13 protein-coding genes are annotated in these 13,714 nt (G+C 69.0%); 8 read left to right on the top strand and 5 right to left on the bottom strand.

Going from position 1 to position 13,714, the window contains the following annotated elements; genetic code table 11:
- Positions 1–42: 42 nt before the first annotated feature.
- Positions 43–555 carry a DUF5994 family protein gene (locus tag ACZ3TS_RS09065; RefSeq protein ID WP_467615194.1) on the bottom strand — a complete coding sequence of 171 codons (513 nt, stop codon included), beginning with the start codon at positions 553–555 and terminating at the stop codon, positions 43–45.
- A gap of 252 nt (positions 556–807) precedes the next feature.
- Positions 808–1,782 (bottom strand): STAS domain-containing protein, encoded by a 975-nt coding sequence (locus tag ACZ3TS_RS09060; protein WP_467615191.1) that lies wholly within the window; start codon positions 1,780–1,782, stop codon positions 808–810.
- 551 nt (positions 1,783–2,333) lie between these two features.
- On the opposite strand from ACZ3TS_RS09060, the gene ACZ3TS_RS09055 reads away from it, so the two are divergent.
- Positions 2,334–2,603: a DUF4333 domain-containing protein gene (locus ACZ3TS_RS09055; RefSeq protein ID WP_467615189.1), complete on the top strand. Its 270-nt coding sequence runs from the start codon at positions 2,334–2,336 to the stop codon at positions 2,601–2,603.
- Between the two features lie 228 nt (positions 2,604–2,831).
- Here the strand turns inward: ACZ3TS_RS09055 and ACZ3TS_RS09050 are convergent, their stop codons facing one another.
- From ACZ3TS_RS09050 to ACZ3TS_RS09040, 3 genes are all read right to left on the bottom strand, one after another.
- On the bottom strand, positions 2,832–3,221 hold the full coding sequence (locus ACZ3TS_RS09050) for a hypothetical protein (RefSeq protein ID WP_467615186.1): 390 nt from the start codon (positions 3,219–3,221) through the stop codon (positions 2,832–2,834).
- A 57-nt stretch (positions 3,222–3,278) separates the two neighbouring features.
- Positions 3,279–4,415, bottom strand: a complete 1,137-nt coding sequence (locus ACZ3TS_RS09045; protein ID WP_467615183.1) for a hypothetical protein — start codon at positions 4,413–4,415, stop codon at positions 3,279–3,281.
- Between the two features lie 66 nt (positions 4,416–4,481).
- Entirely contained in the window at positions 4,482–5,054 is a 573-nt protein-coding gene (locus ACZ3TS_RS09040; RefSeq protein ID WP_467615180.1) for a hypothetical protein, read from the bottom strand.
- A gap of 204 nt (positions 5,055–5,258) precedes the next feature.
- Here ACZ3TS_RS09040 and ACZ3TS_RS09035 point away from each other — a divergent pair, with 204 nt between their 5' ends.
- From ACZ3TS_RS09035 to ACZ3TS_RS09005, 7 genes are all read left to right on the top strand, one after another.
- A complete protein-coding gene (locus ACZ3TS_RS09035; RefSeq protein WP_467615177.1) occupies positions 5,259–6,134 on the top strand; it encodes a hypothetical protein in 876 nt (291 codons plus the stop codon).
- On the top strand, positions 6,127–6,801 hold the full coding sequence (locus tag ACZ3TS_RS09030) for an ABC transporter ATP-binding protein (RefSeq protein ID WP_467615174.1): 675 nt from the start codon (positions 6,127–6,129) through the stop codon (positions 6,799–6,801). Before ACZ3TS_RS09035 ends, ACZ3TS_RS09030 begins: the two co-directional genes overlap by 8 nt.
- A gap of 68 nt (positions 6,802–6,869) precedes the next feature.
- Positions 6,870–7,514 (top strand): ABC transporter ATP-binding protein, encoded by a 645-nt coding sequence (locus ACZ3TS_RS09025; RefSeq protein WP_467615171.1) that lies wholly within the window; start codon positions 6,870–6,872, stop codon positions 7,512–7,514.
- Positions 7,507–10,629 (top strand): ABC transporter permease, encoded by a 3,123-nt coding sequence (locus ACZ3TS_RS09020; protein ID WP_467615168.1) that lies wholly within the window; start codon positions 7,507–7,509, stop codon positions 10,627–10,629. Before ACZ3TS_RS09025 ends, ACZ3TS_RS09020 begins: the two co-directional genes overlap by 8 nt.
- 42 nt (positions 10,630–10,671) lie before the next feature.
- Entirely contained in the window at positions 10,672–11,379 is a 708-nt protein-coding gene (locus tag ACZ3TS_RS09015) for a response regulator transcription factor (protein ID WP_467615702.1), read from the top strand.
- Between the two features lie 56 nt (positions 11,380–11,435).
- On the top strand, positions 11,436–12,764 hold the full coding sequence (locus tag ACZ3TS_RS09010; RefSeq protein WP_467615165.1) for an ATP-binding protein: 1,329 nt from the start codon (positions 11,436–11,438) through the stop codon (positions 12,762–12,764).
- A 131-nt stretch (positions 12,765–12,895) separates the two neighbouring features.
- On the top strand, positions 12,896–13,714 hold an 819-nt coding region (locus ACZ3TS_RS09005), incomplete at its 3' end, for a transposase (protein ID WP_467615162.1).

Here is a 13,714-nt window from a genome sequence, read left to right as displayed (position 1 = left end):
CGGGACTGGCCCCGCCACCCGGGCTCGTCCGGATCGGGCCTCTCACCCGAGTCCTGACCCTCCTTCCGACTCCCATGTGTCTTGTCCGTCGAGGCCGCTCTCGGCGAGTGCCAGCAGGCGCGGAGCCGACAGTGGGTTCCCGGGGTCGGCGGCAGCGGTCAGCAGCCGGCCGGCGACTCCGGCCGGCTCGCCCGGGGGGATCACCAGCAGTTCCCAGCGCCCCACGGTGCCGCAGTCCACGGTGATGGCATGCGCCTCGGCGGCGAGGTCGGTCAGGACCACCTCGATCACATGGCCGGGCGCCATCACCTCCTGCGGGGCATCGGGCCAGGCGGCGGCCCCCACGGTCACGCGGGTGACGGTGCCGATGCTCGGGTCCAAGGAGCCGACCAGCGCGGGCAACTCCAGTTCCAGTGCGTCGCAGCGCGGCCACCATGCGCCGTCCAGCGGGCCATGGCTGACGTCCGGCGTGAGGCGCAGCCGGGGCAAGGGCATCCGGTAGGAGTGTCCGTCACCTGGCGCCGTACCTTCGGCGGGCCTTGTGATGGCGTTCATCGTGCGATCCCGTTCCGGGCGGTTTCCGGCTGCCCGTGTCTGTTACTCGCCGGGAACGGCGCCGCCGGGTCGTGCGCCCGAAAGTTCTCGGTACCTGTCAGGCTACTCCCGGCCGTGGCCGGCGGCGTGGCGCGCAGCCACCGCGCGGAGAGGCAAGACAGCCAGGGCGTCGAGACACGTCCGTACGGCGGACGACAGGTGGCGTGACCGCCCCGGCCGGTACGACCGCCGGCTCATCGCTCCTCTGCCAAATCATCGGCGGGCCAACGGCAGCCCTTCGACAGACAGGGTCAACACGCAGGGGGCGACGGGGCCGGGCAGCCCGACGACCTCACCCATGTTCTGCCAGCCCCAGGACGAGAAGGCGGCTTGTCCCGCTCGGTCGGCAGGATGCAGCAGGGTGACCCCGAGGGAGGAGTGCAGGTCTGTGAGCAGACGCTGTTGCAGCCGGCCGGCGATATCGCGGTGCTGAGCGTGCGGATGGGCCACGACCTGGGTGAGGACGACGAACCGTGCGCGGGAGGTGAGCCGCTGGATGATTTCCTGGAGCGTTCCGTCGAACCACCGGCGGCCGGAGCCATCAGGGCCCACCGGATAACCGAAGGCGCAACCGACCAGCACCGTCGTCTCGGCGACCAGCAGGGCGAAGCCGGGGCGGTGGGCAGTGACCGCCAAGCGGTGCAGGAAGTCTCCGCGGTCGTGGTACGCCTCGCCGGCGGTGCCCGCGACGGACTCCGCAGCCAGGTCCGCGATGTCCTCGCGCATGTCTTCGGCCTGCCAGCGGGTCAGCCGGCGAAGGCGGATCCCGTCCTTGAGGACCGGCTGATCCGGCCGACGAGCGGGGTCCTCGGGCGTCCGCGTCGCGGTACTCATGAGGTCGCCGGATGCGGCGGGCGGCACGGGACTCACGGGGGCCGTAAGGAGCAGCGAAGTCGATCCGGTGGCATCGAGGAGCCGGGTGATCTGCGCGCACGGGTGATGCAGCCGCAGAAAGGCGTGTACCCGGCCGGCGCGCCGTGATGCCGACAGGAGGACGTCCAAGCCCCTGGGGTCGCAGGAGCCGACCGTGGTCAGGTCGATGTCGATCACAGTGACGCCGTCCAGCAGACACTGCTCCAATGCGGCCCGCAGCAGCGGCGTCGTGGCCGGTCCGATATCACCGGCAAGCGTGACGAGCGTCCGCTCCCCTCGGTTCCGCCGACGGATGTCCAGCCGGGAAAAAGCCATCACGCCTCCCTTCGGCGGGGGCACGGACCCGCGCGGGTGCTCAGCGCGGCCCCAGCCATGATGAGCTTGAGCGGAGTTGCTTCGACCGCGGCGGACATGATGCCGACCCGTCTCCGCGCCGACCACTGGGGCGGCCCGGGGTTCGTCTCTCGCCGAGGACGACCCGGCGGGGCGGCCGGAGTGCGTGGTGCCCTCGGTACTTCAACCGTACGTCGGCCGCAACCGGAAGCGGCTGCGTCGAGCGGCGCGCGGCACGGTAGGGGCCGCGTCACCTCACGGGCCGTCCCCACGGCCTGGGCTCTGCAGCGAGTACGGGCGCACGGGTTCGCGGATGTCCCAGCGCCGCTACATCACCCGACGCCGCCACTCCAGCCTCGGGCAAGGCAGTCCCGTCACCTACGAGACAGCACTCGATACAACATCAACTACCCTGGCCCAAGCCGCATAGCCCGTGTCCGAGATTCCGGGTCAAGCCCCACCCACCGCTCGGGTGTATCTGTTCCTCCGGCAGGCGGCTTCGCCAGAACTATGCGATTCCGATTGTGTGGTGCGTGACGTTCCTGGCGTCTCTCGGTGGTTCAGGAATCATCGAGAACACCATCGGGGTTGCCGTCGATACTGGCGTCGTTGAAAGACAGATCGAGCAGGGTGTACAGAACAAGCTGGGAACCGCGGTCACAGTCCAGTGCCCGTCGTCCGTGACCGTCCGGACCGGCGAGAGCTTCCAGTGCGTGGTCCAGGCCCCAGACGGCAGTTCCGCCATCGCGAAGGTCACCATCCAGAACAGCCAGGGCGACATCGTCCGGCAACTCGGGCAATAAGCGGAGCTGAAGCCAGCGAACATGAACGGCTGTGGTGCGGGTCTCGGCCGACCTGCTGAGACTCTGACCTGGGGCAGAGCTCCGGCTGACCCGGCTTTCCCCGTGGCTCCCGCACGGAGCGGGGACGGAGCCCTCTGGGTGGGGCAAAGTACGTCCGTGGTTGGCCCTGGTCGGACTGTTGGCTTCACAACGGAGCTTGGGTGTAGCTCTGATGCAGGGACTTGTTGATCAAGCTCCGAGTCTGAAGTTGTCCTGGTAGCGGGCTTGGTGGACGCGCCGGTGTTCCTGCTCGGCGTGGTAGGCGAAGTAGTCGTCGAGGTCGCCGTTGCTGTGCAGGGCGCGGAGTTTGAGTACGGCCTCGGCGCCGGCCAGGCCCCACCTTGATCCAGTGATATCGAGACGATCATCGACGAGATGCCTGCACGCCCCCTCGATGATCCCCGTCGCGATCGGCCAGCCCTTGGTCAGTGCGGTGTCGTAGGCGAGGAACTCGCGTTTTGTGGTGAGGTAGTTGACGCAGGTCTCGGCTCCCTTGCGTTGTTCGGGTGTGAGCTCGGCCTCGTCGGCCTGGGCGATGATCTCGGCAGCGGCGTCCTGACTCCGGCCCTGAAGGATCAACAGGGCCTTCTCGACGACCCACCGCTCGGCACCGGTGTCGCCGCTGGCGTGGAACGTTCAGGTCGCACGCCATAAGTACTCGACGACATGGATGATGTCGATCAAGATGTGGATCTTCGTCTTGCGGCGCTTGGCCTCGGCGCGGATGACGTCGATCTGGTGCGGGGCTCCGTCGACCAGGACCAGCCAGGTGCGGCGACGGACGGGATCACGCTGATCGGCCTGGTCGAAGGCGTCTGTGATCACCTCCTCGGTGCCCTCGACGACCGAGCCGGTCAGCCACTTGTTGAAGGCCACCGGGCCCTTGACGCGGGCTGCCTTGCCCTTCGCTCCTTCCGCGCCGTCGCCGTCGCCGTCGCCGTCGCCGTCGCCGTCGGCATCGGCATCGGCATCGGCATCGGTGGGGGGAGAGTGAACACGTCGTGGGCCTGGGGGGGCAGGGTCGGTGTCGTAGACGGCGGCCAGGGTCGCCATCCGTTTGCGTCCCTGCTTCTCGCCGCTGGCCAGCCGGGTGGCGAAGGTGTTGCCGCCTTTGCTCTCGGCGGCCTTGCGGGTCGCTTCGCGCAGGGCCTCGGGGCGCATCACCACGCCCTTGGCGTCCGAGGTGATCACCAGCAGAGTGTCATCGGTGCAGGCCACCGGGGCACGGGAGGTGTAGAAGGTGTCGATGTCGCGGGCGGCGGCCACGGTGTTCTCCTCGATCTGCCGCTTGCCGATCACCGGCCCGCACTGCTCGGCGAGCATCGCGTGCGCGTTGTCGAACGATCCCCGTACCGCCTGCTGGACCGCGAGTTTCCGCAGCACGAGGGAGTGCCGGTGCACGGGCAAGTTCAGCTCCGCGTCTGCCGGATACAGGTTGGCCACACCCTTGGCCCGATACGCGATGCGCGTGACGGTGACCGTCCCGAACCGAGTGGCCAACTGGCGGGTGTGCCCCGGCTCCACGGCCCGCCGCTCAACGCCGTCGGCCCCGGTCACCGACTCCGCACGGTCCTCGCGGGCCGCCCGCAGATCCAGCTGACCCTGGACAAGGAGGCGCTGGATCTCCCGTCCCACCACGAAGACCTGCTCTTCCAGGTCCACCTCGGACAACCCGTCCGCGGCCGGCGCCGACAGATCCGCTATGAGCTCCTCGAACCGCGCCCTCGATGCCCGAAACGCCTCGGCGGCAAGGATGTTCTCGTACGCTTGCATCGGGCTCTTCTCTTCTGGTCCGTCGGCTTCAACACCACGGGCAACGAGAGAAGAGCCCTTTCACACTCACCCGGGCACGGACGAGCGAACACCACCGGCCAGCTCGAACACCCCCGGCGACGACTCGAACAACCAGCCCCGTCTCGTCAGGCGCTTCAGCTTCCCGCGCAGGGCCTCGATGTGCTTCGGCTCCCCGCCCAGGCCGAGCTCTTCGCACACCTCCTTGGTCCGCACGCCCCGCCCACAGCGCGAGATCATGCCCAGAACGTCCCGGTAGACCCGCGGCAGCACCTCCCACGCCACTCCCGGCGAGAACACCGGGACCTGCAGACTTCCGCCCCGGACCTTCCCCTCACAGGCCAACGCCGCGCTCACCGGCGCATCCTCGTCCAACTCGGCGACCGGAGCCGCCTCTTCGGTCCCCTGCCCCTCCGGCCGCACCGCGAACACGGCGTCCTCCGGGAGATCCGGCCCGGCCATCACCTCCAGCACCGTCTCGCGCGCACTCGACAACCGGTCCGCGGCAGCCTCCTCGGCCGCCAGCTTCTCCGCGAGCACCGCCATCTCGGCCCGCAGAAGATCCGCCCGCTCCCGCGCGGCAGCCTCCCGCGCCTCAAGACGCCCCAGCACCGAACCCATCGTCATCACCTCGCCCGGCACCGTAGGACGCCACCACGACCCACCGCAGCCCAACCAACAACATCCCAACTCAGGACTTGATCAGAGTCCCTACGGAAGAGCTACACCCTTCAGCTGACGACTGGCCGCTTTCATCGTCTTCTCATCCAAGTCTTGTCATAGTCCCCAGCGCCACCACAGGCCACGGCGAAGGGAGTCTGCGACATGCGTTCATCGGGGCGAGGACCAAGGGGGGCCGGCTGGGTCGCGCTCGCGCTGGTGCTCGCGATGCCACTAGCCGCCTGCGACAGCAAGGCGGCTGAGAAGCCGGCCCAGAAGGCCGTCAGGCTGCCGTTCAAGGCGTCCAACTTCGGCAATCCGGCGACCGGTGCCAACCCATACCTCCCGATCAAGCCGGGGACACAGTCGGTGCGGATGGGGACCACGCTGGTCGGTGGGCGAGCCGTCCCGCACCAGGTGACGACGACAATCACCGACGTGTATCGCACCATCGACGGGGTCAAGACGGTGGCCATGCTCGATCACGAGATCGATGGTGGCCAGGTCACCCAGCTGTCGCTGGACTACGTCGCGGAGGACCGCCAGGGCAATGTCTGGGTGCTCGGCGGTTACACCGCGGAGTACGAGGGTGGCCGCTTCGTGTCTGCGACCGATGCGTGGCTGCAGGGGGTCAACGGCGCCAAGGCAGGGATCCTCGTGCAGGCCCACCCGCAGCTGTCCACGCCGATGTACGCGGTAGCCCAGCCCGATGCGGAAGAGGGCGACGTCGCCGAGGTGGTCAAGCTCGGCGTACGTCACTGTGTCCCGTTCGACTGCTTCAAGGACGTGCTCGTCGTCCGTGAGGGCAAGGCGTCGGCGCCGGACAACGAGTTCAAGTACTACGCCCGCAACGTCGGGCAGATCGACAACGTCCCGCGCAGTGCCAGCATGCACAAGGACGTCGAGCAGTTGACCAACCTGACGCACCTCAGTGCCCAGGGCCTGTCCGAGTTCAGCGCCGAGGCGCTGCGGCTGGACCACGACACCGCCAAACAGGCGCCGAAGGTGTTCGGCGGCCAGCCCGGGGCCCGTCGTGGGTAGTTCGTCGCTGGTCGAGGTGACCGATCTCATCAAGTCGTACGACGACGCCGCCGGCGCGCCCGTCCTGCGCGGGGTCACGTTCGCCCTGGGACGCGGCCAGTCCACGAGCCTGGTGGGGAGCTCGGGTGCCGGCAAGTCGACCCTGCTCGCCATCCTCGCCGGTCTGATGGTGCCCGACTCGGGGTCGGTGTGCTTCGACGGGCGGCTCCTCACCGCGATGAACGAGACCGAGAGGGCGGCGTTGCGCGCCGACGGCATCGGTGTGGTGCTGCAGAGCGACAACCTGATCCCGTTCCTCACGGCCGTGGAGAACGTCGAACTGGCGATCAAGCTCGCCGCCGGTCACTCCAGGGGCGCCCGCGCTCGCGAACTGCTCGGCGAGCTCGGCCTGGGGCACCGCGCCGACGACTACCCCCGCCGGCTGTCCGGAGGGGAGGCCCAGCGCGCGGCGCTGGCCGTCGCGCTGGCCAACGACCCCGAGCTCCTCCTGGCCGACGAGGTGACCGGGCAGCTCGACACGGCCACCGCCGAGCGGGTCGCCGACTCACTGCTCACCGCGTCGGCGGAGCGTGGACTCACCGTCCTGCTCATCACGCACAGCCCCGTGCTGGCCGAAAGGACGGACCACCAATTGCTCATCCTCAATGGCGCGGTGATCGAACAGTGAGCGTGTCGCGGGGAGCCGCCGTCACGGCCGAGTCGGTCAGCAAGCACTTCCAGACCGGCGCGGGCGTCGTGCGCGCCGTCAACGACATCACCCTGCACGTGCCGGCCGGCGCAAGCCTGGCGATCGAAGGACCCACAGGGTGCGGCAAGTCGACCCTGCTCTCCTTGATCGGCGCTTTGGAGGCACCGAGCTCGGGGCGAGTCTCGATCGCGGGCGAGGTGGTCTCAGAGCTGCGCGAGCGGCGGCGCGCCCAGCTGCGGCGCGAACGGATCGGCTTCGTCTTCCAGAACGACAACCTGCAGCCGTTCCTGACGGCAAGCGAGAACGTGAGCGTCGCGCTCTCGCTGACGGGGAGCGCAGGTGGATACGGGCGCGTGGGCGAGCTGCTCGACGAGCTCGGCCTCGCGGCCCTGGCCGGGAGGTATCCCGACGACCTGTCCGGCGGCGAGCGCCAGCGCGTCGCCGTCGCGCGCGCCCTCGTGCACCGACCGAGCCTCATCCTCGCCGACGAGCCCACCGGCGCCCTCGACACGAAGAACTCGAACACCGTCATCGGCCTTCTCCGCGCCGCGCAGCGCGAGACCGGCGCGACGCTGGTCGTCATCACCCACAACCCAGACGTCGCAACACAGCTGGATCGCCGAGTGCAACTGCGCGACGGCCGGCTGTGCGAAGACGGCGCCAACACGAGGACCGGGATGACGAATGTTTAGATACGCGCTCCGCGACCTGCTCCGGAACCCCCGGCGCACTCTGGCCGCGCTTACCGGGGTCGTTCTGGGGGTCGGGCTCTTCTCGGGCGTGTTGTTCTTCATCGACGCCTCGGTTGCCTCGATGACCCAGCGAGCACTGGCACCGCTGAGCATCGACATGCAGCGCGTGTCGACAGCGCCGCTGGGCGACGACATCAGGCTCACCCAGCGACTGGTCACCTCGGGAGCGCTGGCGCGCGGGGAGCGGGCAACGATGTTGCTGACGGTCAGCAATCCCGCCGGCGCGGCGAGCGCCCACGAGGTCCTGGTGAAGGAGAAACTTCCCGGACAGCTGGCCTATGTTCCCGGGTCAGCCCGCCGCGGCACGGCGCCCCTGGCCGACGTGGCCGGCGAGAGCCCGTTCTCGCACGGACCCGGTCACATCGGTCACGTCCTCGGCACCATTGCGCCGGGCGGCACCGTGCAGCTGAGCTACCTGGTCACCGCCACTCGAGCGATCGGCGACCCCACACGGGTCCCGCTGGCGGCCACGATCTCCAGTCGCGAACACCTCTTGCCGATGCGGTCCAACCTGCTGGAGCCCGTGAGTCAGGCAGATCTGGCGCGACGAATCGCGCGGATCCCCGGTGTGGCCTCGGCCGACCGGTTGGCCTTCGCCCAGCTACCCCCAGGAGCGCTTCGGGCCGGATCCGCGAAGGTTGATCGGCCGATCAAGGTGTTCGGTCTCGACGAGGGGTACGCCGCGCACTACCCGAGCGTCAGGCTCGTGTCGGGATCGTTCGCGACAAACGGCGCACTGCTCACCCCGAGCGCCGCTCGTGCCCTTGGGGTCGGCCCGGGAGACACGGTGCGGCTGCTACTTCCCGGCACCGGCAATGCGGTCAGCCTCCCGGTCGGCGGGGTAGTGGACCTGTCGCGCGCACAGCCGTTGTTCAGCAGCCGTGAGGGCGCAAAGCTGGAGGACTTCTTGTACGTCCCGGACTCGATCGTGTTGAGTCCGGACCTGTTCGAGCGCCTCGTCGTACCCGCGTTCCGGGACGCGGCCGCGGCTCGTGGTCAGGCTCTGGCCGTCAAGTCGCCGCCGACGACCGAGGTCGACGTCGCCCTGGACCGCGGCCCGTTGGCCACGGACCCGGCGCGGGCGTGGCGCCAGACGCGCAAGATCGCCCACGACATCGAGCACATCGCGCCGGGCCAGGACTTCCTCCTCGACAATGCCTCAAACACCCTCGCGGTGGCCAAGGCCGACGCGGCCGTGGCGAAGCAGATGTTTGCCTTCCTGGGGCTTCCCGGGCTCGTCCTGGCCGGTGCTCTCGCGGCGTACGCCGGAGCGGTGCTCGCCGCTGCCCAGCGGCGCGAGCAGGCGAACCTACGCCTGCGCGGCGCGAACCGCGGTCACCTGACCCGGATCCTGCTCCACCGAACGGCCTTGCTCGCCGGCTCGGGTTCGCTCCTCGGCACGCTCGCAGGTCTGCTTTCCTGCGCCTCGGTGCTGGGGACCTCGGGGCTGTTCGAGGCCTCGCCCAGTGCCCTGGCGGGCTCAGCCGCCCTGTCGGTCGGCGCCGGGGTCGCTGCCACCGGCCTCGCCCTCTACGTGCCCGGCCGCCACGCACTGAGCCGCGAGGTGAGTGGCGAACGCCGCGTCCTCGCAACCGATCGAGAGCCCGCATGGCGGCGCTGGAGGCTGGACTACGTCGCCGTCCTGCTGACCGTCGGGGGCTGCCTGCTCGCCGTGCGCGGGGGAGCCTTCGACGCACCCTCGGGCAACGTGTCGCAGGGAGTGGCGACGAGCCTGCGCTCCCAGATGCTCGTGCTGCCGATGGCAACCTGGTTCGCCGGCGCCCTGCTCGGCGCCCGGCTGTTCGAGGGCGCGGCGCGCCACGTTCCCGTGCCCACGGCGCCCCACTTCGGACGAGTCGTGCACGGCATCCTCACGCGCACCCTGTCCAGACGCTCGAGGCAGCTGTTCACCGGGATCATCGGCGTCGGACTGGTCGTCGCATTCGGCATGGGTCTGGCGATCTTCGCGGCCAGCTACAACGCCTCCAAGGCCGCCGACGCGGCGTTCACCGTCGGATCCGATCTGCGGGTGACGCCCAGTCCACTGAGCCACCAGTCCCACCCGTCGTCGTACGCCGAGCGACTGAAGGTGACCGGTGTGTCCGAGGTGACCCCGGTCGTGGCGAGTCTGGAGAACGCCACCTTGCGCAGCACCTTCAACAGCGACGTGCAGGACCTCGCCGCGATCGACCCGACGGGCTTCGCCAGGACCGCCGCACCGTCCAACGCAATGTTCGTCGGCACCACGGCGCGCCAAGCCCTGGGCGAGCTCACGGCCGCACCGAAGTCGATGCTTGTGGCGGCTGACACCGCTGACACCCTCAAGCTCCGGGTGGGGGACCGCGCCGAGGTGGTGCTGGCCCGCGGCACCGCCCACCAGCAGCTGCGCACGATGACAGTGGCCGGACTCTTCACCCGGTTCCCCGGCTTCCCTGGCGGGGTCCAGATCGTTGTCAACCTGGGGTACTACCAGTCGCAGACCGGGATCCACGACGTCGATTTCTTCCTGGCTCGGGCCACCAATCCCGATCACGTCGGACTGGCCGCGGCGACCCGGGCCATCACTGCAGGCCCCGGGGCCTCGGATGCCCTCAACGTCGACACAACCGAGTCCGGCTTCAACAAGGACCAGTCCAGCCTCACCGCACTGAACATCCGCGGACTGTTGAGCCTCGACTCCTTCTACACGCTGACCATGTGCGCGGCCGTCATCGCCATCTTTGTCTTCGGGCTGATGCTCCAACGCCGCAAGGAGTACGTGATCCTCACTGCCCAGGGACTGACGTCGCGTGGCCTCCGGGCGCTGCTGCTCTGTGAGGCCGTCTTCGTCGCAATCAGCGGCCTGGCCTCCGGTCTCCTCGTCGGCACCGGACTGGGCGTGCTCCTGGTGAAGGTCCTGAAGCCGCTGTTCACTCTGGCGCCACGTACGACGATCGCCCATGCCGACGCGGCCCGGATTGTCACCCTTGTCCTCGTCGCGACGCTGGTCTCGGCCATCGCGGCGCATCTGATCCTGCGCTCACTGCGACCTTCGGAGGTGCTGCGTGAACAGTGAGACTCCCAGGATGCGCCCGCTGCACTCGCGGCGTTGCGTGCAATGCTGGTGGTCACCATGCGGGTGCTGATAGTCGAGGACGAGATCAAGATGGCGGGCCTGCTCCGGCGCGGGCTGCGCGAGGAGGGCACGGCCGCCGACGTCGCCGAGACTGGCGAGGACGCCCTCTGGATGGCGGAGGCGACGGAGTACGACGTGATCGTCCTGGACGTCATGCTGCCCGGGATCGACGGCTTCGAGACCTGCAGGCGTCTACGGACCGCCGGCAACTGGGCACCGGTGCTGATCCTGACCGCGCGTGACAGCGTCGACGACCGTGTCGCCGGCCTCGACGGCGGGGCCGATGACTATCTGACCAAGCCATTCTTCTTCGCCGAGTTCACAGCCCGGCTGCGGGCCCTGGCCCGGCGAGAGGCCGCCGTCCGTCCCGCGGTGCTGGTCGTGGGGGACCTGCGACTCGACCCCGCGACTCGACAGGTCTGGCGCGACGACCACGAGATCGTCCTGTCGGCGAAGGAGTTCGCGCTGCTGGAGACGTTCATGAGCCGGCCCGGTCAGGTGCTCTCCCGCTACCAACTGCTCGAGCACGCCTGGGACTACGAATACGAGAACCGCTCCAACATCGTGGACGTCTATGTGCGCTACGTGCGCGAGAAGGTCGACCGGCCGTTCGGGAAGGAGTCGATCGAAACGGTGCGTGGGGTGGGGTACCGGCTGTGCGTGCCGGCGCCGGCCGGCGAGCGGCCATGATCGGTCGCCTCCCGATCCGCCTCAAGGTCACGCTCGCCTTTGCCGGAGTGATGACCGTGCTGCTGGCCCTGATCTGGGTGCTGGTGTATCAGTTCTTCGAGCAACAGCTCGACGAAACGCTCAACCAGGGGCTGCGGTCGAGGGCCGGTGACGTGAGTGCGCTCATCCAGCGCGGGAACATGGCCCTCGACGCGCCCGGTCGCAGTGTCCTCGTCGAGCGTGGCGAGAGCTTCGCACAGATCGTGGCTCCCGACGGCACCGTCCTCGACGGCAGCCCCAAGCTGCAGGACAAGCCTCTGCTGAGCCCGGCACTGATGAGACGGGCGCTGCACTCCCACTCGATCATCGTCGAGCGGCCGAACCCGTTCGAGCTCCGCGAGCCTGCGCGCCTGCTGGCCACTCCGGTCACCGTCGCCGGGCAGACCGTGCTGGTCGTCGTCGGCGCGGGCGCCGACGACCGCAACTCACAACTCGAGACCCTTGCGGTGCTGCTCGGGATCAGCGGACCCATCGCCCTGCTCCTCGCGTCGCTGGCAGGGTACGGCGTCGCCGCGGCCGCACTGAGACCCGTGGAAGCGATGCGCCGAAAGGCCGATGAGATCACCGAAGCCGATCCCAGTGGACGCCTACCCGTCAGGGCAGCGAACGACGAGATCGCCCGGCTTGGCGCCACCCTCAACGGCATGCTGGCGCGCCTGGAGAGGGCCTTCGACCGGGAGCGGGCCTTCGTCGCCGACGCCAGTCATGAACTACGCACTCCGCTCGCGATCCTGCGCACGGAGATCGAGCTGGCTCTTCGAGGCGAGCGATCAGCTGCCGAACTCCGCGCGGCACTCGTGTCCGCCGCTGAGGAGACCGATCGACTCGCCGAGCTCGCCGACTCGCTGCTCGTCCTCGCCCGCGCAGACGGCGGTCAACTCCGGCTCGCGCGGTCGCAGCTGGACAGCGGACAGCTCCTCTGCGACGTACAACGCCGCTTCCAGCCGCGTGCGGGCGAGCACGGGCGGCGGATCGAGGTAACGGGATCGAGGCAACGCTTCAATGCGGACCGGAGCCGCATCGACCAGGCCCTGGACAACCTCGTGGAGAACGCGCTCCAGCACGGCGCTGGGGCGATCGAATTGTTCATCGACGTGGTCGACCGGACGCTGCAGCTCCACGTGCGCGACGAAGGTCCGGGGCTGCCCCACCACTTCATCGATCACGCGTTCGAGCGCTTTGCTCGCGCAGATCTGGGACGCGGGCGAGGGGGCGCAGGCCTGGGTCTGTCGATCGTGCAGGTGATCGCGCGGGCGCATGGAGGCGAGGCAGGCGTGACCAACCATGCGGATGGCGGCGCCGACGTCTGGATCGGGCTGCCTTTGGACGGGAGACTCGACGCGTGACGCACACATACGTGGCTACGCGGCCCCTCGGCATCATCCCGGCCGTGCCGGGGCCTACTCGGGCGGTGCGCCCAGCGGCTTGGGGGAGTGTCTAATCAACGGCGGATCTGATGATCAAGGAGACGCGTCTGATGACGGAGGCCGCCGTGGAGAACGAGCAGGCCGAGCAGGTCGTTCAGGCACCATCGAGTGCGGTGTCGGACGAGCAGCTCGTTGCGATACTGGTTGACCGGGCCCGGAACGAGGGGCTGCAGCTGACCGGCGAGGGCGGGCTGTTGCAGCTGCTGACCAAGCGGGTGCTGGAGTCCGCCCTGGAAGGCGAGATCACCGACCACGTCGGCTATGAGAAGCACGACCCGGCCGGGAAGAACAACGGGAACAGCCGCAACGGCACCCGGGCGAAGACCGTGCTGACCGACGTCGGCCCGGTGGAGGTGAGGGTGCCCCGCGATACCGCCGGCACCTTCGAGCCGCAGATCGTCAAGAAGCGGCAGCGCCGCCTGACCGGCGTCGACGAGATGGTGCTCTCCTTGTCCGCGAAGGGCCTTACCCACGGGGAGATCTCCGCTCATCTCGCTGAGGTCTACGGGGCGGAGGTGTCCAAGCAGACCATCTCCACCATCACGGACAAGGTCATGGACGGCATGGCTGAATGGCAGAACCGGCCGCTCGACCGCGGGCGGTTTCCGCTGATTCGCAACGATCAGTGGAAACCGCCCAAGGTCATCTGCAGCACGAACGCGATCGAGAGTGTCAACGCCCGCATCCGCAAGGCCGTCCGCGCTCGCGGACATTTCCCGAATGAGGCCGCCGCCCTCAAGTGCATCTACATGGCGCTGATGAGCCTGGACCCGACCGGGAAGGGCCGCAAGCGGTGGACCATGCGCTGGAAGGCACCCCTGAACGCGTTCCAGATCGCCTTCGAGGGCCGCCTGACCCCGAGCAACAAC

It is taken from the genome of Streptomyces sp. NPDC022910 (assembly GCF_055561075.1).
Note: the sequence above shows the minus strand (reverse complement) of the source record. Positions and strands in the feature narration are given on the sequence as shown.